Origin of the sequence: Faecalibacterium prausnitzii, from assembly GCF_019967995.1 — a bacterium.
GTDB classification, from domain to species: Bacteria; Bacillota; Clostridia; order Oscillospirales; family Ruminococcaceae; genus Faecalibacterium; species Faecalibacterium prausnitzii_E.
In genome coordinates, this window is the sequence record NZ_CP065377.1 from 1,014,334 (window position 1) to 1,034,389 (window position 20,056).

Here is a 20,056-nt window from a genome sequence, read left to right on the forward strand (position 1 = left end):
CGTGTCATACGGATACGCGTGGTTGGATATTGCAAACCAAAAAGAATGCTGTGGCAGGGGGGGAAAGGAATGAACCGTGGGCGGCTTGTATCTTTTGCGGAAATCGGCTATAATGGGGCGGCAAAAGGATGAAAAAGGAGACAACACCATGTGGATCTATCTGCTGCGCCATGGCAGAACTGAATACAACGCCCAGAAACGGTATCAGGGCCAGCGGGACATCCCGCTTTCGCCCGAAAGCGCGGCCCAGCTGCGGCGGGCGGACTTTTCCCCGGAGGTCGTCTACGTGACGCCGCTGCAGCGCACGTCGCAGACGGCAAAGATCCTCTTTCCGGATGCAAAACTGGTGCCGGTGGAGGGGCTGAAGGAGATGAACTTCGGCCGGTTCGAGGGGCAGAAGTTCGTCCGTGTGGAGCAGGACCCGGAGTATCTGGAGTGGGTCCGGCAGAACGAAGCCAGCGCTCACCCGGACGGGGAGCGAAAGAGCGATTTCTGTGACCGCGTCTGCGCGGCGTTTGCCGCTCTGGTGGACAAGGCACTTGCCGACGGCGAGGAGCGGCTGGTCATCGTGGCGCACGGCGGCACCCAAATGGCCGCAATGGAGCGGTTCGCGGTGCCGCACAAGACCTTCCACGCATGGTGCGGCCCCAACGCAGGCGGCTATGTGCTGGACGCCTGCGACTGGAAGGCGGAACACATTCTGCACGTGGTGAAAACCGTCCAGTACACGGAGGAAAACGCATGATGGAGCGGGGATTGCTGCATCTCTATTGGGGCGATGGAAAGGGCAAGACCACAGCCGCCATGGGTCTTGCGCTGCGTGCATTGGGCAGCGGAAAGCGTGTGGTCATCGTGCAGTTCCTGAAGGGCGGCAAAAGCGGCGAGATCCCGCTGCTGGAGCAGCTGGGGGTCAAAGTCTACCGCGGCAAGGCCGGGCAGAAATTCGTCTTCCAGATGAACGACGCCGAAAAGGCGGCTACGCGGGCGCTGCAAAATGAGAACCTCCGGGCTGCCATGGCCCAGCCGGCCGATCTGCTTCTTCTGGACGAGGCCGGTTCCGCATGGGAACTGGATATGGTGGACAAAGAGCTGCTGCAATCGGCCGTTCTGAACCGGCCGGATGGGCAGGAATGCGTTCTGACGGCACACGCCGCGCCGCAGTGGATGCTGGATGCGGCGGATTACAGCACCGAGATGAAGTGCTGTCGCCACCCCTACCAGAAAGGCATCGCCGCCCGGCAGGGAATCGAATATTGAACAAGTGCCCCGCTCTCTGGAAAACCAGAGGGCGGGGCACTTTTGTCATACGGTGGCCAGCACCGCCAGGATGCTCTGCCAGTGGGGGTTCTGCGCGGCAGGGGCGGCGCGGCGCTGGGCCGGGCGCTGGGCCGGAGAACGGACAGCGTCCGCCGGGCGGGTGAAGGGCGAGCAAAGCTCCGCCTGCCACTGCGCGGCCAGCTCCATGGCCTGTGGGCAGTTTTGCAGGGTGCGGCGCTCGCTCCCGGCCAGAAAATCGCCCAGCCAGCAGAGCAGCGCGGCGAGCGGCAGGCAGTCAGCAGCCTGTGTGCTCCAATAGCACCAGTGTCCGCCGCGGCCCACAAAGCTGTCCACGGTGATGAGCGCCCCTTCGCGGGCCGACTGCGGCAGGGGAGGGCAGGAGGTGTCCGAAAGAAGTCGGAGCTGGTTCACGAGAAATTCCGTGCGGGCCGGGTCAAAGGCATCGTCCCGGATGCAGGCGGAAAAGTCCGCTGCGTCCAACAGGGCGTCCGCCTTGGTGGGGAAACGGCCGGTCATCTCGCCGGATGCGTTGTGGCACAACTGCCAGCCCTTGCGGAACAACTGGAAGTTGAGGTTGCGGCGGCCCATGGTGGAATAGAAGACCCGTGCGTGGCCGGATGCGTTCCGGCGCAGCTCGATGTAGGCGTCTGCACCGCCAAGGTCCTGCACCTTTACGCTCAAAATCAACGAGAAATCGCGCTTCTGTGCGGACATGACCTGGTGCATCTGCTCAAAGTAACGATTGGCATCCATAGCGGGTCTCCTTCCTCGTACAACCATTGATTCGTTCTTTTCTGGCTGTATTATAGCATAAGTTGTCACAGATTACAACTAAAAGTTTGAGGATTGCAAAAATATTTTTGCATATTGGGGAAAGAGATAAACACTATGGTTGTAACCAAAAGACCGGGGCCGCAAACATGCAGTCCCGGTCTTCCGGTGCGAGGAGTCAATCGCCCAGCTCGCGGATCTCGTTCTGGATGAGCTGCCCGGCCGCGCGGGCCAGCTGGTCCATGCCGCGGATGCGGGCCAGATCTTTGCCGTAGATGCGCTCGGCATCGGGGATGGAGCGGTCCTCGCCCATGAAGACAGCGGAGACCCGCAGCCCCTTGCGGCGAAGGGTGCGCACCTCGGCAGCGGCATCGTCCACACCGAAGGCCCCGCCGTAGTCGTGCCCCAGCGGGTTTTCCGAAGAGGGCGGCACACGGCGGCTGTCGTTGGGGGAGGCATCCGTCAGCAGGATGAGCAGATGACGCGGCGCGGGGCCGGGTGCAAAGTCCAACAGGTCGCCCGCGGCCCGCAGGGCCAGGCCGTCGCGGTTCCAGCCGGAGGCGAAATACTGGTGGATGTTTTGTAGGTTCTTGTCCGAGAAACCCTTGAGCACCCGCAGGACCGTGTAGCCTCGCAGGCTGGAAAAGCAGCTGACCCGCACAGGGATGCCGCAGGCAGTCAGGCTCTCGGCAAGGATGACGCCCTGCGCCGCGATGACCTCCTGACAGTGCAGGCGGGAGGCCGACGCATCCAGCAGCAGGTCTACGGTGAAGGCGGGCTGGTTCTCCTCCTCAGCGCAGCGGAAGACGCGGGCATCGTCCAGCACAGGGGCCCGCCAGACCCGCACGGGGTCCAGACTGCCGCTGCGGGCCACCCGCGCATGGGGTTGCTGGTGCACGAGGATGCAGTTGCGGATCTGTTCGGTCAGCCGCAGCACGACGCTGCGGTGCAGCTCCCGGTTCTTGGCGTAGTAGGCGCGGTTCCGGTCGGCCTGCAGCTGCGCCTGTTCGGCCAGATGCTTTGCCTCCGGGGTGGGGGCCTGTTCGGGGCTGGGGACACCGGCGGCGAACCAGAGATGGCACCCCAGATGATCGCCGGTGCAAAGCTCCTGCTCGGCCTTGCGCAGCCGTTCCGGCGGGTAGAGGGAGCGCCCGAAACAGCTCTCGATGTAGGCGCGGTCTTCGGCGGCGTTCTGCCGGAGGGTGATGCGGGCCAGCCGTTTGTCCACCGTCAGCCCGCCGCTGCCTGCGGCATCCACCGCGCTGGAATGTTCGACCATGACGCGGTCGGTCTTGATCATCTGGGTGGGGAGCGTTTTGGTGGCAAGCGAAGCCAGAAGCCCTTCGAGATGCAGGTGGAGCGCGGCTTTTTTGTGCACGGTGCCGTCAAACAGCTTCGCGCGGGCAAAGAGGGCCAGCAGGGCCGGTTTCAGCGCAGCCGGTTCCGGCGGCGTCTGCGGGGCCAGCGCGGCGGCAAGGTCGGCTTCGTAAGGGGTCATCACCGGCGGGCGGCGGCCCTGCACGGTGCGCCAGCGGTCTGCCTGCATGGTGTAGACGAGTTGGTTTTTGGCCATCCACTCCTGCCGGGAGAGCTTGTACTGGATGCCGAAAAAGTAGTCCGCATGGGCGCGGCGCAGCTCGGCCAGCACCGGGCGGCGGGGCAGCTCCAGCGCATAGGCTGCGCTTTCGAGGTAGAGCCAGGTCAGGTCGTCGAGTTCGGCCTCCCGGATGTCGCCATCCCAAAGCCCGAACAGGCTCCGGATGAGATCGTCGCCGTAATATTTGTGCACCAGGCCCACGATGCAGTTCATGTAAAAATCGATCGTGCCGTCGGTGTTGTGTGCAAGGAACAGCGGCTCAAACCCATAGGCACCGGCTGCCGCCCAGACCTGATTGGCTGCGCGCCGCTGTTCGGCGGTGTAGCTCTGCGCTTCCATCAGCGAAACAGCTTTGCGGCAGTGAGCTGCGCCGGGATGCGGGCGGCGATGACGTCCCGGATCAGCCCCTGCTCGTAGGAATCAAAGGCCTTGTTGGTGATGCCCATATCCAGCGCGGCCCCGGCCGGGACGCCCCGGCGGATCAGCCGCAGCGCATCCAGCATCCCGCGCAGATCGAGCGCCTTGGTGGAGATCTCCGCGCTGTCGCACTTTTTTTGCAGGTCGAGGAAGAGCAGGGCGAACTGGTGGACATAGTTTGCGTGCAGGTCGGGGAACTGGGCACGGAGCAGCTTTTCGAGGTTGTCCTGTGTGATGGTGGGCATCTGGATGACCACAAAGCGGGACGTCAGCGCCTCGTTCAGCTCACGGGTGCCCGCATAACCGTAGTTCATGGTGGCGATGAAGCGGGTCTCCTCGGCCAGCGGGATGCGCTCATAGCCGGGCACGTCGATGGCGCGGCGGAAGTCCAGCACGGCGTGGAGGACGGCCAGTGCCTCGTTTTTGGCCATGTTGATCTCGTCCAGCACGCCAAACCCGCCGCACTGGGCGCAGCGGTAGACCGGGCCGGGCCGGAACTTGACCGCGCCGCCCTCAAACGTATCCATGCCGATGAGGGAGGCAGCGTCCATGTTCACATGGAACGAGATGTCCCACGCAGGGCGGCCGAAGGCGGCGGAGAGGTTCTCGGCCAGCACATTTTTGCCGGTGGCTTTGCCGCCTGCCAGCAGCAGGTTCTCGCCGCAGAGCAGCGCGGCCAGAGCCTGCTCCCAGACGTCCTTACCATAATAGGTAAAAGCCGACACCGGGATGCGGGGGCGCAGCGCCTCGGCCAGCGGGTGGGCTGCGCGGTATTCTTCCACAGCGGAGAGCAGTGCGGGATCGACGCCCTCCTGCCGCAGGGTCTCAAGCAGATCAGACATGAACGACACCTTCTTCATGGGTTGGCAGTGCCAAACCGATTTTTCAGCCTTATCATAGCACAACCGCCGCCGTTTGTGTAGGGGCAGGCGGCTGGGAACCGGCAAAAATTCGCAAAGAAATTGCGGGGCCGATGAAATGGTGTTAAAATAGAGAAAAACGGAAGGGGACAACTGCCATGAGACACGAACACCGCCGCTGGAAGGTCTGCTTTGGGAAAAATTTCTGGGGAACACAGGAGGGAAACGACCCCGGCGAGGAACTGCGCGTGGACCGCGAATTTGAATGGCATGGGTACAAGTGGCGCATCCCGGCGGTCTACCGGTGCCGACAGGGATTGGTCGTGGACTTTGCGATGGAGGTGCCGCAGGAAGAACTGCGGGCCTATATGGAAAAATGGGGCCTGACCGAAGACGGCGAATGCAGCCGCACCCTGACCAGAGCCGAGGAACAGCAGATGGAACAGGAAAATCCGTTGAATGTGGGGTTCTGCGCGGAGCTGGAACTGAATGGGATGCGGCTGCATTCCAGAGATGGCTGCGGGGTGGGTTATCTTCCGGGAGAGATGGCCGGCGATGATACAGTCGCAGCGTTCCTGCGGCATTATGGGCTGGATGAAACGACGGTCTGGAAGTTCTGGCGGGAAAGCTACCCCTGGGCGACCCGGAGCCGGAAGAGCTGCCCGAAGCGCTTCCGTGTCCTGGAGGTGCGGCTGGAAGCGGAACTGGAACAACACCCGGCGGAACGGTTTCGGACCCCTGCGGTGGGCGGGTCGGTGACGCTGCACGAACCGGGAAACGCACAGACCTATCAGCTGACTGCATTGGATGTCCGGTCGGAAACGCTGGAACTTCCGGACTGTGATGGCTGGGAGTGGCCCAACCGCTTCTGTATGATGACCTACCGCCTGACCCCGGCTGCCGAAAATTTCTTCCTCTCCGACTGCGCTGATGGGGACCACCCGCGCCGCCGACCCCGGAATCTGCCGCCCGAACGGGCAGCGTTGGAAAAGAAGTATGGACTGGAACCGCAGGGGGAAGGGGATGCGGCCATCGCTGTCATTGGCGGGGCCGACGGCCCGACGGCGGTGTTCTGCACGGTGCGCGGGAGTGCAGATGAGGCAGAAGGTGTGGCTGCGGCGTGTTCCTCCTGCTATTTTGAACCGGTGGAGCCGGAACACATCACCTGGCAGGCGGCATTCTGCCGAAGACCCTGCGCCGCTGCCGTGGTTTCCCTGCTCGCAGCGCCCTGATGCCGCAGCACGGTGCGGGGGCGGCGGTTTCGGAAAACATGAAAATGCGAAAATTGCGCAGTTCCGATTGACAAAATGCTGTGTTTATCGTATAACCTATATAGAGAAAGTCTGCCCGGAAGGGCGTGGGGTCTCCCTGGTTCCGGCGCAGGGCGCTGCCCGGTATCGGCAAGACTGGAAAGTGAGGCAGCAACGATGAAGCAATTCCTGAAGCGGCTGATGCTCAGTGTGGTGACGCTGGCAATGCTCTGCTGCGTGACGCCGCTGGCATTTGCGGACAACCCCAACTATTATACCATCTATCTGGAGCGGCAGGGCGGCATCGGCACCCCGGAGTACGTCTTCGTCTACCGCATCAAAACTTCGGACGGCACGGAGGTCTACCGGACTTCCAGACTGCCCACACCCACCATGGAAGGCTACCTCTTCGATGGCTGGTATACGGATCTTGTGGGCGGCGATAAGATCAAGCCGGCTGAGTACGAGTTCCAGGAAGATGGGCAGACCCTGTATGCCCACTGGACGCCTGTGTCGCGCGAGTCCACCGCGAAGCCGGAGCCGGAGGCGGCCGAACAGCCCGCCAGCACCTTCCGGCTGGAGGACCACCTGGGCGAGATCCTGATCGTCGGAACGACGGTCCTGGTCGTGACACTGGTTGCGATGCACGGCTGAGTCGGCCTGCATTGCTGAAACACAAAAACGAATCGAATGTTTGAAAGAGAGGAATCCCTGTTATGAACGAAATCAAGATGCCCGCTGCTTTTGCCGCGATCGACGAGAACGAGATGGTCTACCTGAACGGTGGCTCGATCACCGATACCGGGGCCTGGAAGATCTTCCTGAATGTTGGCACCCTGTTCAACTACATCGCCCGCGTCTTCTCTGCTGGCAGCTCCATCGTCAACAACGTCAATGTCATCGTGACCACCATCCAGACCCTGAACAAATTCAAGCTGACCGGCACGAACTAAGAACGCCCCCCAAAAAAGAGCAAGACCTGCAGAGAGCTGTTTCCCTGCACCACAGGCGGACAGGCGCGGTATGCCCTGCGCTGCGTCCGGACGGACAGATGACCGGCTCCCTTGCAAAATGTACTCGCTTTCCCACCGGAAGGCGAGTATTTTTGTGTTATCCACACCGAGAGGAGGACGACACATGGGGGAAGGCGTTCGGGCAGCATTCGGGCTGGCCGGTGGGCTGGCGCTGTTTTTGTTTGGGATGGAGAACATGAGCCGGGCGTTGCAGCAGGCGGCAGGGGAGCGGATGCGGGGGTTTCTGCGCCGCGTCACCCGCACACCGCTCACCGGGGCGCTGGCGGGGCTTCTGGTCACGGCGGTGCTGCAAAGCAGCTCGGCCACCACGGTGATGGTCATCGGGTTCGTCAGCGCCGGGCTGATGGAGCTGCCGCAGGCCGTGGCCGTGGTGTTCGGGGCCAATGTGGGCACCACCATGACGGCCCAGCTGGTGGCGTTCCGGCTGGCGGACTGGGTGTTCCCCATCCTGTTTGCGGGGGTGCTGGTCTGGCTGCTGGCCCGGCGGGAGCGGACGCGGCAGCTGGGGCTGGCGGTGTTTTCGTTCGGCCTGCTGTTCGACGGCATCGAAGTTTTGTCCGGCGCGATGGCTCCGCTGGCCGAACACCCGGTCTTCCTCCGCTGGATGACGCAGGTGCGGCATACGCCGCTGCTGGGGCTGCTGCTGGGCACCGGGATGACGCTGGTGGTGCAGAGCAGCTCGGCCACCATCGCGGTGCTGCAGCGGGCCGCGCAGCAGGCCGGGCCGGACGGCATCCACAGTGTGCTGGGGCTGGCCGGTGCCCTGCCCATCCTGTTGGGGGACAACATCGGCACGACCATCACGGCGGTGCTGGCGGCGGTGGGTCAGCCTACGGATGCCCGGCGGACGGCGGCAGCGCACTGCTGCTTCAACCTGTCGGGCAGCGTGGTCTGCCTGCTGGCCCTGCCCTGGATGACAAGGCTGGTGGAGGCCGTCTCACCCAAGGGGCCGGAGCTGGAAGTGCTGGCGCGGCAGATCGCCAACGCCCACACCCTGTTCAACCTGCTGTGCACACTGGTGTGGCTCCCGCTGACGCCGGTGATGGTCCGGCTGGTCTGCAAACTGGTGCCGCAGCCCCAAAGCTCCCGCTGAAACGGCAAAATCGGCGGTTTTTCTGCAAAGAGAGCCGTTTGTCCATTGACAAGGGTTCCCGGCTTGTCGTATACTGACAATGCCTTGAAAAAAATGCCGCACACTGCGGTGCAAAAAAGAGGAGCGAAAGAATATGAAAAACAACAGCAGCATCAAAGCAGTGGTCGCCGTCGGCATCGGCGCAGCCCTGTTCTTTGTTCTGGGCCGGTTCGTGGCCATTCCCAGCCCGGTGCCCAACACCAACATCAGCCTGCAGTACGCCGTTCTGGCCCTGCTGGCCGCGATGTACGGCCCGGTGGCCGGCGGTCTGATCGGCTTCATCGGCCACACCCTGATCGACCTGTCCTGGGGCGGCAGCCCGTGGTGGAGCTGGGTCATCGCTTCGGCCTTCGTGGGCGTTGTGGTGGGCCTGTTCGCCAAGAAGCTGGACCTGCAGGAGGGCGAGTTTGGCAAAAAGAAGATGGCCGCCTTTACGGTCGCCAACATCGCAGCCCATCTGCTGGCCTGGGTCGTGGTGGCCCCGGTGCTGGATATCCTGATCTACGCCGAGCCGGCCAAGAAGGTCTTTGCGCAGGGTGCCTTTGCCGCTGTGTCCAACATCATCACCGCTGTGGTGGTGGGCGGCCTGCTGGTGCTGGCCTATACCAGGACCATCGCCAAGAAGGGCTCTCTCGACCAGGAGTGATCCCGGCCGGAGCGATCCTGGATGGAACCCGCAGCCTTTCCCTCGGCCATCCGCCGGAGGAAAGGCTTTTTGTTTGAACAGCTGAGGTAATTTGCCCATGGCAGAACGTAACGAACCCATCATCTCGTTCCGAGATTTCTCGTTCCAGTACCGCGCCCAGAAGCGTCCCACGCTGATCGGCATCGACCTGGACATCTATCCGGGGGAGCGTGTGCTCATCGCAGGCCCGTCCGGCAGCGGCAAAAGCACGCTGGCGGGCTGCATCAACGGCCTGAACCCCTTTTCGAACCCCGGCGTGTGCACCGGCACCCTGACCGTGGACGGCGTGGATGCGCCGCACAGCAGCATCTTTGAGCTGTCGGCCCATGTGGGCACGGTATTGCAGGACCCGGATGGCCAGTTCATTGGCCTGACCGTGGGCGAGGACATCGCCTTTGCGCTGGAAAACAGCTGTATGCCGCAGGAGGAGATGCACACCATCACCCGCCGCGCTGCGGAGCTGGTGGGCATCGAGAACCACCTCGGCTATGCACCGCATGAGCTTTCCGGCGGGCAGAAGCAGCGGGTCAGTCTGGCGGGCGTTATGGTGGATCAGGTCAAGATCCTGCTCTTCGACGAGCCGCTGGCCAACCTGGACCCGGCCACCGGCAAGCAGACCATGGAGCTCATCGACGAGATCCAGAAAAAGACCGACACCACTGTGCTCATCATCGAGCATCGGCTGGAGGACGTCCTCTGGCGGAGTGTGGACCGCATCGTCCTCGTGAACGAGGGCAGAATTCTGGCCGACCTCCGCCCGGACGCGCTGCTTTCCACCTCCCTGCTGACCGAAAACGGCATCCGGGAGCCGCTCTACCTGACCGCTCTGCGGTATGCGGGGGTGGACATCACCCCGGAAAAGCACCCGTCGCATGTGGACAGCCTCGTCCTGAACGAAGCCGACACCACGGCCCTGCGGAACTGGTTCACCGCCTATCCGCAGCCGGAAGCGGCCCAGGCTCCGGAACCGCTGCTGGAAGTGCGGGGCCTGTGCTTTGGCTACCAGAAGGGGCAGGCGACCCTGAAGAATGTCCGCTTCTCCATCGGCAAAGGGGAGATGGTCAGCATCGTGGGCCGGAACGGCGCGGGCAAATCCACGCTGTCCAAGCTCATCTGCGGGTTCGAGACGCCGGATGCGGGCGAGATCTTCCTCAACGGCAGATCGCTGGCCGAAGAGAACATCCGCCGCCGTGCCCAGCACATCGGCTACGTGATGCAGAACCCCAACCAGATGATCTCCAAGACCATGATCTACGACGAAGTGGCACTGGGCCTGCAGCGCTCCGGCCTGACCGAAGCGCAGATCCGGGAAAAGGTGGAGCAGACGCTCAAGATCTGCGGGCTGTATCCCTTCCGGAACTGGCCGGTGTCGGCGCTGAGCTTTGGCCAGAAAAAGCGTGTCACCATCGCCAGCGTACTGGCGTTGGACCCGGAGCTTATCCTGCTGGACGAGCCTACGGCGGGCCAGGATTTCCGCCACTACACCGACATCATGGAGTTCCTGCGGGGGCTGAACGCCCAGGGCGTCACGGTCGTGATGATCACCCACGACATGCACCTGATGCTCGAATACACCCAGCGGGCGCTGGTCTTCTGCGACGGTGAACTCATAGCGGACCGCAGCCCGGCGGGCGTTCTGTGCGACCCCGCCCTCATCCAGCAGGCCGCACTGAAGGAGACCAGCCTCTACACGCTGGCCAACCGCTGCGGCATTGCGCCCGCGCAGGAATTTGTGGAGCGCTTCATCGCGCAGGACCGGGAGGTGCGGGAACATGGCCGCTAAAACTGTTTTGAATTATCTCCCGCGGGAGAGCGTCGTTCACAAGCTCACCGGCACCACCAAGCTGGCGTTCTTTCTGCTGTTCACCTTTGCCAGCATGATTACCTACAACACCTGGGTTCTGCTGGTTCTGCTGGCGGTCAGCCTAGCCGCGTTCAAGCTGAGCCGGATCAGGTTCCGCGAGGTGCGGTTCATGCTGGTGTTCATGTTGGTGTTCCTGCTGCTGAACAACCTGTTCATCTTCCTGTTCGACCCCGACCAGGGTACGATGCTGTACGGCACCCGCACGGTGCTCTGCCACCTGTTCTGGCGGTATGACCTGACGGCTGAGCAGCTGTTCTATCTGTGCAACATCTCGCTCAAGTATTTCGTGGCCCTGCCCGTGGCCATCCTGTTCATCTCGGCCACCGACCCCAGCGAGTTTGCGGCCAGCCTGAACAGTATTGGCATTTCGTACAAGGTGGGCTACTCAGTGGCCATTGCGCTGCGGTACATTCCGGACATCCAGCGCGACTACCACAGCATCAGCCAGGCCCAGCAGGCCCGCGGCGTGGAGCTTGGCAGAAAGGAACCCTTCTTCAAGCGGCTCAAAAACTCCGTCAACATCCTGCTGCCGCTCATCCTGACCAGCCTGAACCGCATCGACACCATCTCCAACGCGATGGAACTGCGCGGTTTTGGCAAAATGAACAAGCGCACCTGGTACACCCAGCGGCCCTTCGTCCGCCGCGATCTCATCGCGCTGGGTGTCGGGGTGCTCCTGCTGCTCCTCAGCCTCACCGTGACCATCCGGTTCGGGCGGTTCTACAATCCGTTTGTGTAAAGAGCAGGCGGCTGGCTCATTGCCACCCTGGTGGCGAATGCGGTATAATCTTTGCAGGAACCACCGTAGAAAACAACCGTTTCATCCTGGTTATTCCAAGGCAGTGCGGGCAGTGCGCACAAGATACTCCATGGCCTCCACCGGGTATTGCCCCGCGGCAGTCTCCCCGGTGAGCATCACGCTGGAAGCACCGTCTGACACGGCGTTGTAGATGTCGCTGACCTCGGCGCGGGTGGGTACCGCCCGGCTGCACATACTGTCCAGCATCTGGGTCACCACCATAAAGGGCACCCCGGCAGACCGGCAGACCGCCGAAAGCTGTTTCTGGCACCGGGGCAGTTCCCACAGGGGCATGGCGTTGCCGAGGTCCCCGCGGGCAATGACCACTTCATCCACAAGAGGCAGGAACTCCGGCAGGGCCTGCACCCCCGCAAGGTTCTCGATCTTGGCGAAAATGCGGATCTGCCCGGCCCCGGCCTGTTCCAGCGCCCGGCGCAGGGTGCGGATGTCCTCGGCCCCCCGCACGAAGGGCAGCATCACCCCGGTAACGCCGCAGGCTCCCGCCAGCTGCAGGTTTTGCAGGTCTGCCTCCGTCAACGTGGGGGAGGCTACCGCCAGCCCCGGCGCCGCAAGGCTTTTGCGGCTTTGCAGAGTGCCGCCCCGCACCACGGTACACTGCAGGGCCGCGCCGTCGGCTCCGGCAACCTGCACAAGGAGCCTGCCGTCGTCCAGCAGGAGGTTCTGGCCCGGCCGGGCCGCCTGCACCAGCGCCGCCGGGCAGGGAACACCCCCTTGCCCCAGCCGGAGGCTCTGCCCCGGTTCCAGCACAAGGGGCTGGGTCAGTGTGCCGATGCGCAGCTCCGGCCCCTGCAGGTCGATGAGCAGCTGGGGGATGCCCACGGCGTGGATCATGTCCAGCCAGTCTTTGTGGGCCGAAAGGGGCCCGTGGGAAAGGTTCATACGGATGCCCGTCATGCCAGCTTCCACCATGCGCTGCAAGGTCTCCGGCTGGGCACAGGCGGGGCCGATGGTGCCATAAAATTCCAAAAGATCACCCGATTTCGTTTTTTCTTATTGTAACATGGAACCGGGCCGTTGAAAAGTGGTGTTGTACAATAAAAGTTGACACAGGGAACTCAAAGAGCCAATATCTGTCAACTGATATTGACAAGATCAAAATGAGATAGACGTCCCCGAAAGGGAGCCTATCTCATTTTTTGTTGTAAGCTGAAACTGCAATGAATCAGATTGCAGCAAGAACAGGATACAGGAAAGTGCAGCATGAAGTTTAAGAAGTTTGGTGCACTGCTGCTGTCGGCGGTGCTGTGCATCGGTATGGCCGCTCCCGCTTGCGCCTATGAGGGTGATACCGCCCCGGTGGAGGAGCCTGTTCTGCCGGAAGTCGTGGAGGAAGATGTTGTCACCGTCACGGACGAAACCTCTGGTGCCCTGACCCCGGAGGGCAACCTGACGCTGGTGGACGACTACCACACCGACTATTCCGATGGCAGCGGACAGCAGTTTATTACGCTGGTGTCGAAGTCCGGCAACACGTTTTATCTGGTCATCGACCGCAATGCCAAGGGACAGCAGACCGTCCACTTCATGAATCTGGTGGATGAAGCCGACCTTCTGACCCTGATGGAAGAAGAGGATGCCGAAGCCTATACTGCTGAAAAAGAAGCTGTGGCGCAGGCCGAACTGGAACGGAAGCTGGCCGAGGAAGAAGCGAAAAAGGCAGCGGAAGAAGCAACCGCATCCGGTGCTGAGCAGCCGAAAGAAAACAAAATTACAAAGTATGCAGCGGCCTTTTTGAGTGTGCTGGCATTGGTCGGCTTGACGGCGGGCGGCGGCATCTATGCCTTTATGAAGCAGAAACAGAAAAAGCAGGCAGAAAAAGAAGCCCTTGACCCCGATGCAGATTACACCGAGGACAAGGGCGATTTTGAGATTCCGATGGAGGATGAGCCGGAGGAACCCGGCGAGGAGGATAACGCAGAAGAATAATTTTACTGGCGGCGTTTGCCGCCTTACATATTGAAATTCAGATAATCCAAATCGGAACGATATAGTTATCTCGATCTATGATGCCGACTTTTGGCTTCATGCAGACAATAGCACCTTTCCCGCGTGGGACAGAGGCTTTGTCCAGCAAAGAGAACACCTTCGTCAATTCGGTGCCGGGATTCGAGGTCTTTTTGATTTCGATGGGATTCAGAACACCATCCTGCTCCAGAACAATGTCAATCTCTTTTGCATCTTTGTCGCGGTAGTAGTACAAAAACGGCTCTCTGCCGGTATTCAGATAGGTTTTCGCAATTTCGGAAACAACATAGTTTTCGAGGATTGCACCGTTCATGGCACCATACTCCAGAACTTCTGCGCTACTCCACTTGGTCAGATAGCAGACCAATCCCGTATCATAAAAATAGAGCTTGGGGGTTTTTACCAAACGCTTCAGAAGGTTATTGGAGTAGGGGTGCAGATAGAAGATGATACCCAGTGTTTCCAGAATGTGCAACCAATCTTTTGCCTGCTTCTGATTGATGTCCGCATCCTGTGCAATTTCGGCAACATTCAGCATCTGGGAGCAGCGCGCCGCAACCGCCGTCATGAAACGCAGAAATTTCAGTGCATCGATGGCATCTGAAAGCTCTTTTACGTCGCGTTCAATATAGGTAGAAAGGTAGCTGCTGTAAAAAATCTGGCTGTTGGTATTTTTTCCGCTTGCAATAGCGGGCATGGAGCCCCGATAGATACGCTCAAAGATATCTTTGGTATCTGCGGGCACAGCTTTTTCCTCGCGGTTCAGCAGAGCGTCCAAATCCACACGGAAAGGCTCGGTATCTGCACCGTTTATTTCTGACTGCGAAAGAGAAGTCATTGACAGCACTGCAACACGCCCGGCAAGTGATTCCTGTACCCCGTGCATCAGCTTGAACACCTGTGACCCGGTCAGCCAAAAGGCACCCGGCTCATGGTGAGTATCTGCATAGACTTTGATATAGGTAAATAGTTCCGGTGCATATTGAACCTCATCGATCAGAACCGGCGGCTTATGCAGCTGCAAAAACAATTCTGGATCATTTTTTGCGAGTGCCCGCTCGTTCAAATCGTCCAGTGAAACATATCCACGGGAAGTTCCTTCCATGAGTTTTTGCAGCATAGTTGTTTTTCCTACCTGCCGGGGGCCGGTCACAAGCACAACCGAATATTCCTGCGTGACCTGCTGCACAACTTTCTCAAGACTTCTTGTAATGTAACTCATATTGATTACCTGCTTCCAATTTCGGCTGATTTTTCTTATAATTTCATTTTAGCCGAAAACTTTGTCTTTTTCAAGTACATCTGGATGTTTTAATCGCATTATAAAAAGTTAGGAGTTGATGCTTATTGTCTTATCGCTTAGTAATCGCAGAAAAGCCCTCAGTCGGGGCTGCTTATGCAAAAGTTCTCGGTGCGACAAACTGCCAAGATGGCTATTGGGAGGGAAACGGTTATCTTGTCAGCTGGTGCATCGGGCATCTGGTAGAGCTGGCTCCGCCCAACGTGTACGATGAAAAGTATGTCAAGTGGAGCGTGGCCGACCTGCCCATCCTGCCGGAAAGGTGGCTGTACCTTGTGTCTGCGTCCACCAAAAAGCAGTTCGGCATCCTGAAAAAGCTGATGAACCGCCCGGATGTAGATAGTGTGACCGCTGCGACCGATGCAGGGCGCGAGGGCGAACTGATTTTTCGGCTGGTTTACCAGCAGACCGGGTGCAAAAAGCCTGTTTTCCGCCTGTGGCTGTCCAGCATGGAGGAATCTGCAATCCGAGAGGGTTTTGCTAATCTGAAACCGTCAACTGAATACGATGCGCTGTACAATGCGGCACTCTGCCGGGAACGCGCCGACTGGATGGTCGGCATCAACGCGTCCCGGCTTTTTTCATGCCTGTATGGTCGGCCACTGGCGGTGGGCCGGGTCATGACCCCGGTGCTTACCATGACGGTGGTGCGGGAGGCAGAAATTGCAGCATTTACCCCGGAAAAGTTCTACACCGTTGCCCTTGCATTTGCGGGCGGCGGTACAGCATCCAGCAGGCGGTTTTCGCAGAAAGCAGATGCCGAAGCTCTGCTCACTTCCTGTCGAAAGGAAGCCTGTGCTGTGGTACAGGATGCAGAACGCAAAGAAAAATCCGAAAATCCACCGCAGCTTTACGATCTCACCACGCTCCAGCGGGATGCCAATCGCTTGCTGGGGTTTACGGCGCAGCAGACCTTGAACTATGCGCAGAGCCTGTACGAAAAAAGATTGATTACCTATCCCCGCACAGACAGCCGATTTTTGACGGAGGATATGGCAGAATCACTGCCGGGCCTTGCATCTGGAACGGCTGCGATTTTTGGTGCAGAAGAAAAACTTCTGGTTCATGTGCAGCAGGTAATCAACGGAGGCAAGGTCACGGACCACCACGCGCTGCTGCCTACGGCAAGCGTGGCAAGGGCGGATCTTTCCGCACTGCCTGCCGGTGAAATGAGCATCCTGCGGCTGATTGCGGCACGGCTGCTCTGTGCCGTGGGAGAGCCGTACCGCTATGCAGAAACCGTTCTGACCACGATCTGCGCCGGGGAAGAATTTTCGGCAAAAGGCAAGGTGGTGTTGGATGAGGGCTGGAAAAGCATTGAGCACAGAGTGTTGGGTGATTTGCTGAGCAAAAAGAAAGAATCTGCGGCCTTGCCGGATGTGCAAAGGCAGAGCCGGTGCAGCATTGCAGGCGCAGAGCTGAAAGAGGGGCAGACATCCCCGCCGAAGCACTACAACGAGGACCTTCTGCTTTCGGCCATGCAGTCTGCCGGTGCAGACAGCATGGAAGACGATGTAGAACGAACCGGAATTGGTACCCCTGCTATACCAGAGCCGCTACGATTGAAAAACTGGTACAGAAAGGCTTTCTGGAGCGCAAAGGCGACCGGAAAAGCAAGATTTTGCTGCCTACGGAAAAGGGCAGGGCCCTTGTTACTGTCATGCCGGAACAGATTCAGTCGCCGGAAATGACTGCTGACTGGGAAAACAAGCTGCTGCGCATCGAACGCGGTGAAATGGAGCCGGAAGAATTTATGACTGAGATCAAAGAAATGGTTTCCTCGCTGGTGAATACCACCGAGGCAGTGAAAGGAGCAAATGCGCTTATGAAAAATAAAGTGATTGGTGCCTGCCCGAACTGCGGCACGAATGTTGTGGAGCGGGAAAAGGGCTGGTTCTGTGAGAACCGCGAGTGCCGCTTTGCGCTCTGGAAAGACAACGCCTACTTTAAGCGGCTGGGTAAGCATCTGGATGGCCGCGTGGTGGACAAGCTGCTGCGGGATGGCCGGGTGCGCCTGAAGGACTGCAAGAGTGCCAAGGGCAAGACCTACAATGCAACGGTTCTGCTGTCTGCCGAATCCGATGGCCGCAGCAAGTTTTCTCTGGAATTTGAGAACGGGGGCTGCTGATGAAAGATGACGCCGGAATCAAGGACAACGAAGCAGTTTATTTGATCAACGAGCAGACGTATGCTGGCGCAGCAGAAACAGCAGGTCATCAAGGATGCTTTCGCCAACTGGGTCTGGCAGGACCCCCAGCGGCGCATTTCGCTGGTGAAGCAGTACAACGAGTTGTTCAACTCTACCCGCCCCCGTGAATACGATGGTTCCCACATTCACTTTGTCGGCATGAACCCGGAGATCACCCTCCGGGAACATCAGCGCAACGCCATCGCTCATGTACTTTATGGCGGTAATACGCTGCTTGCACACGAAGTTGGCGCAGGCAAGACCTACGAAATGGCGGCGTCTGCCATGGAAGCAAAACGGCTGGGGCTGTGCCAGAAAAGCCTTTTCGTGGTGCCCAATCACCTGACAGAGCAGTGGGCAAGCGAGTTTCTGAACCTCTACCCTAACGCAAAACTTTTGGTAGCACGGCGCAAGGACTTTGAAACTGCCAATCGCAAAAAGTTCTGCACCCGCATCGCCACCGGCGACTACGATGCCGTCATTATCGGTCATAGCCAGTTTGAGCGTATTCCGCTGTCCTTTGAGCGGCAGGAGCGCATCATTCAGGAGCAAATTTATGAAACGCTTGCCGCCATCAATGAGCTGAAAGTCCACGCAGGCGAGAATTTCTCCATCAAGCAGATGGAAAAGACCCGGAAAACGCTGGAAACCAAGCTGGAAAAACTGCGCTCCGATGAGCGAAAGGATGATGTGATCACCTTTGAGCAACTGGGCGTTGACAGGCTTTTTGTGGACGAAAGCCATTTTTACAAGAACCTCTTTTTGACCACAAAAATGCGGAATGTCGCAGGATTATCCACCAGTGAAGCGCAAAAATCCAGCGATATGTTTGGCAAGTGCCGCTATCTGGACGAGATCACCGGCGGGCGGGGCGTGGTGTTCGCTACCGGCACCCCCGTGAGCAACTCCATGACCGAGTTGTACACGGTCATGCGGTACTTGCAATACAGCACCTTGCAGCAGAAAAAGCTGACCCACTTCGACTGCTGGGCATCTACCTTTGGTGAGACGACCACGGCCATCGAACTTGCCCCGGAGGGTACCGGCTATCGTGCCCGCACCCGGTTTGCCAAGTTTTTCAACCTTCCGGAGTTGATGGCGATATTCACAATCACATTATCTATAACTCTACGGCTCTGGACTGCAGCCGTAAATTCCGGGACTTTTTGCTGTCGGGGGTGGCCGTGCAGCGGCTGAGTGACCTGATTTGCCTGGAACACAGCCTGTCTGTGATTGAAATAAAGCCCTACCGGGAGCGGCAGAAGCGTGTACTTTACCCGCCAAAAGAAAGCAACCGCGATCAATTGTGCGGTGTGATTGACAGCATCCTTGCGGACAAGCCGGGCAGTTACGAAGAATTTTTGAAAAAACTGGAACAGCAGGGATATGAGGTCAAGCGCGGAAAATTCACATCGATCAAAGGTGCACGGCAAAAACGATTCATCCGGTTTCGGACTTTGGGGGCGGGATACAGTGAGGAAGAATTGAAAGCGGTCCTCGCCGGAGAAGCAGAGCATTGCCCGCGGAAAAAACATCCGGTGCAGGAACAGAAATTTCAGATGTTGGTGGATATTCAGGCAAAATTGGCTGAAGGAAAGGGAGACGGCTATGCGCGATGGGCGAAGCGGTACAACCTGAAGGAGATGTCCAGGACGCTGATTTTTCTGCAGGAAAACAAAATCGGGAGCATGGATGAAATGGAAGAACAGGTGCGTGCTGCAACGATGCGCTATCACGAACTGGGCGACTCCATCAAAGCTGCGGAAGCGCGGATGGCAGAAATTGCGGTAATGAAAACGCACATTATCAACTATGCCAAAACAAGGTCCATCCATGAGGCCTATCGAAAAGCAGGATACAGCAAGCGATTCTTGGAAGCAAATCGGGAGAGCATTGCGTTGCACAAGGCGGCCAAAGCGGCTTTCTATGAGGCTGGGCTGAAAAAACTTCCGAAGGTAAAAGAACTGAGCATCGAATATGTTGAGCTTCTGAAAAAGAAAAAAGCAGAATATCCGAGCTATCGGAAAGCACGAGAGAGAATGCAGGAACTGATGAAGGCGCAGAAAAACGTAGAAATGTTTTTTGTAGACAACAGGAGCGAACAGGAACAGCAGCAGACCCGATAAAACAAAAGTCACCGAGGATTCGATCCCAATCCGTTTTGGGAAAGAATCCTCGGTGGCTTTTTTAGTTTATATAGCAGCGGTCCTGCGTGACGAGCCAATCCTCACATAACAGCTGCGCTTCGTCCTTTGAGCGGCAGGTGCAGTTGAAAAGTCTGCTGTGCAAAGAACAATATAAAAGAAATGCGAAACAACGTTTCTTTGCTGCAAAGCATCCCTGGTGTTGGTAGTCATTCGGCAGCCCTTTTACTAGGAGAAATCGGAGATATCTCGTTGTTCAAGAAGCCGAAACAGCTTGCAGCATATTTTGGTTTAGACCCAACAGAGCGGCAATCCGGATCATTCAGAGGAACAAATAACAAGCTCTCAAAACGTGGCTCTCCCTATGCAAGAGCTGCACTTCACATGGGAGTGGTTAATTCAATTTGTAAGCGCGGAAAGGACTCTGCAGCGAACCCCGTACTGCTCAGTTATTATGAAAAGAAATGTAAAAACAAACCGGCAAAGGTTGCTCAAGCAGCGTCAATGCACAAACTGGTCTTTATAGTCTTTGCAGTCTTGCGTGACCAGAAGCCCTTCGAACTGAAAACGCCAGAGCAGCATGCTGTTGAACAGGGATTTGTAAAAGCAGCCTGAAGTTTTTGAGAGATTCAAGCCCTGAAACAAACACAGGGCCTTATTTGGTATGCGAAAAATTTGAATTTGGCATCTTTCACTGCCCTTGTTCTTCACTTGGTGTAAGCGATGGCAGGGCTATAAGTGATGAATACCG

The 20,056-nt window shown here is 58.6% G+C and carries 16 protein-coding genes and 3 pseudogenes; 14 read left to right on the forward strand and 5 right to left on the reverse strand.

Features of this window, described 5'->3' with window-relative positions; all coding sequences use genetic code 11:
• The first annotated feature begins 148 nt into the window (after positions 1 to 148).
• Positions 149 to 745, forward strand: coding sequence for a histidine phosphatase family protein (locus I5P96_RS04975; protein ID WP_223383442.1), 597 nt, complete (start codon positions 149 to 151; stop codon positions 743 to 745).
• Entirely contained in the window at positions 742 to 1,257 is a 516-nt protein-coding gene (locus tag I5P96_RS04980) for a cob(I)yrinic acid a,c-diamide adenosyltransferase (protein ID WP_223383443.1), read from the forward strand. Before I5P96_RS04975 ends, I5P96_RS04980 begins: the two co-directional genes overlap by 4 nt.
• Before the next feature lie 45 nt (positions 1,258 to 1,302).
• Here the strand turns inward: I5P96_RS04980 and I5P96_RS04985 are convergent, their stop codons facing one another.
• The 3 genes from I5P96_RS04985 to I5P96_RS04995 all read right to left on the reverse strand — a co-directional run bounded on the left by I5P96_RS04985 (position 1,303) and on the right by I5P96_RS04995 (position 4,905).
• Complete coding sequence (locus I5P96_RS04985) at positions 1,303 to 2,031, reverse strand: hypothetical protein (RefSeq protein ID WP_223383444.1); 729 nt, start codon at positions 2,029 to 2,031, stop codon at positions 1,303 to 1,305.
• 196 nt (positions 2,032 to 2,227) lie between these two features.
• Positions 2,228 to 3,985, reverse strand: coding sequence for a hypothetical protein (locus I5P96_RS04990; RefSeq protein ID WP_118552641.1), 1,758 nt, complete (start codon positions 3,983 to 3,985; stop codon positions 2,228 to 2,230).
• Entirely contained in the window at positions 3,985 to 4,905 is a 921-nt protein-coding gene (locus tag I5P96_RS04995) for an AAA family ATPase (RefSeq protein WP_223383445.1), read from the reverse strand. Before I5P96_RS04995 ends, I5P96_RS04990 begins: the two co-directional genes overlap by 1 nt.
• A gap of 176 nt (positions 4,906 to 5,081) precedes the next feature.
• Here I5P96_RS04995 and I5P96_RS05000 point away from each other — a divergent pair, with 176 nt between their 5' ends.
• The 7 genes from I5P96_RS05000 (at position 5,082) to I5P96_RS05030 (ending at position 11,627) form a co-directional block, all read left to right on the forward strand.
• Positions 5,082 to 6,155, forward strand: a complete 1,074-nt coding sequence (locus I5P96_RS05000; RefSeq protein WP_223383446.1) for a sodium ion-translocating decarboxylase subunit beta — start codon at positions 5,082 to 5,084, stop codon at positions 6,153 to 6,155.
• A gap of 195 nt (positions 6,156 to 6,350) precedes the next feature.
• Complete coding sequence (locus I5P96_RS05005) at positions 6,351 to 6,827, forward strand: InlB B-repeat-containing protein (protein ID WP_223383447.1); 477 nt, start codon at positions 6,351 to 6,353, stop codon at positions 6,825 to 6,827.
• A 62-nt stretch (positions 6,828 to 6,889) separates the two neighbouring features.
• Positions 6,890 to 7,126, forward strand: coding sequence for a hypothetical protein (locus I5P96_RS05010; RefSeq protein WP_223383448.1), 237 nt, complete (start codon positions 6,890 to 6,892; stop codon positions 7,124 to 7,126).
• A gap of 184 nt (positions 7,127 to 7,310) precedes the next feature.
• Positions 7,311 to 8,300 carry a Na/Pi cotransporter family protein gene (locus I5P96_RS05015; protein ID WP_223383449.1) on the forward strand — a complete coding sequence of 330 codons (990 nt, stop codon included), beginning with the start codon at positions 7,311 to 7,313 and terminating at the stop codon, positions 8,298 to 8,300.
• A gap of 133 nt (positions 8,301 to 8,433) precedes the next feature.
• On the forward strand, positions 8,434 to 8,985 hold the full coding sequence (locus I5P96_RS05020) for an ECF-type riboflavin transporter substrate-binding protein (protein WP_223383450.1): 552 nt from the start codon (positions 8,434 to 8,436) through the stop codon (positions 8,983 to 8,985).
• Between the two features lie 97 nt (positions 8,986 to 9,082).
• Positions 9,083 to 10,807: an ABC transporter ATP-binding protein gene (locus I5P96_RS05025; RefSeq protein WP_223383451.1), complete on the forward strand. Its 1,725-nt coding sequence runs from the start codon at positions 9,083 to 9,085 to the stop codon at positions 10,805 to 10,807.
• Complete coding sequence (locus tag I5P96_RS05030) at positions 10,797 to 11,627, forward strand: energy-coupling factor transporter transmembrane component T family protein (RefSeq protein ID WP_223383452.1); 831 nt, start codon at positions 10,797 to 10,799, stop codon at positions 11,625 to 11,627. The genes I5P96_RS05025 and I5P96_RS05030 overlap by 11 nt, the downstream gene beginning before the upstream one ends.
• Before the next feature lie 90 nt (positions 11,628 to 11,717).
• Here I5P96_RS05030 and I5P96_RS05035 read toward each other — a convergent pair whose 3' ends face one another.
• On the reverse strand, positions 11,718 to 12,674 hold the full coding sequence (locus tag I5P96_RS05035) for a pyruvate kinase (RefSeq protein ID WP_207686251.1): 957 nt from the start codon (positions 12,672 to 12,674) through the stop codon (positions 11,718 to 11,720).
• 234 nt (positions 12,675 to 12,908) lie between these two features.
• Between I5P96_RS05035 and I5P96_RS05040 the strand changes: the two genes are divergently transcribed.
• Complete coding sequence (locus I5P96_RS05040) at positions 12,909 to 13,634, forward strand: DUF4366 domain-containing protein (protein WP_223383453.1); 726 nt, start codon at positions 12,909 to 12,911, stop codon at positions 13,632 to 13,634.
• Positions 13,635 to 13,671: 37 nt separating this feature from the next.
• On the opposite strand, the gene I5P96_RS05045 is transcribed toward I5P96_RS05040, so the two are convergent.
• On the reverse strand, positions 13,672 to 14,895 hold the full coding sequence (locus I5P96_RS05045) for an ATP-binding protein (protein ID WP_097770650.1): 1,224 nt from the start codon (positions 14,893 to 14,895) through the stop codon (positions 13,672 to 13,674).
• 125 nt (positions 14,896 to 15,020) lie between these two features.
• Between I5P96_RS05045 and I5P96_RS05050 the strand changes: the two are divergent.
• The 4 genes and pseudogenes from I5P96_RS05050 to I5P96_RS05065 all read left to right on the forward strand — a co-directional run bounded on the left by I5P96_RS05050 (position 15,021) and on the right by I5P96_RS05065 (position 19,920).
• Positions 15,021 to 17,101, forward strand: a pseudogene (locus tag I5P96_RS05050) (DNA topoisomerase 3).
• A gap of 63 nt (positions 17,102 to 17,164) precedes the next feature.
• Positions 17,165 to 18,268, forward strand: a pseudogene (locus I5P96_RS05055) (SNF2-related protein); the annotation flags it as partial.
• Positions 18,265 to 19,287: pseudogene (locus I5P96_RS05060) on the forward strand (relaxase); the annotation flags it as partial. The pseudogenes I5P96_RS05055 and I5P96_RS05060, both read left to right, overlap by 4 nt.
• Before the next feature lie 180 nt (positions 19,288 to 19,467).
• Positions 19,468 to 19,920 (forward strand): transposase, encoded by a 453-nt coding sequence (locus I5P96_RS05065; RefSeq protein WP_223383454.1) that lies wholly within the window; start codon positions 19,468 to 19,470, stop codon positions 19,918 to 19,920.
• Positions 19,921 to 20,056 lie beyond the last annotated feature (136 nt).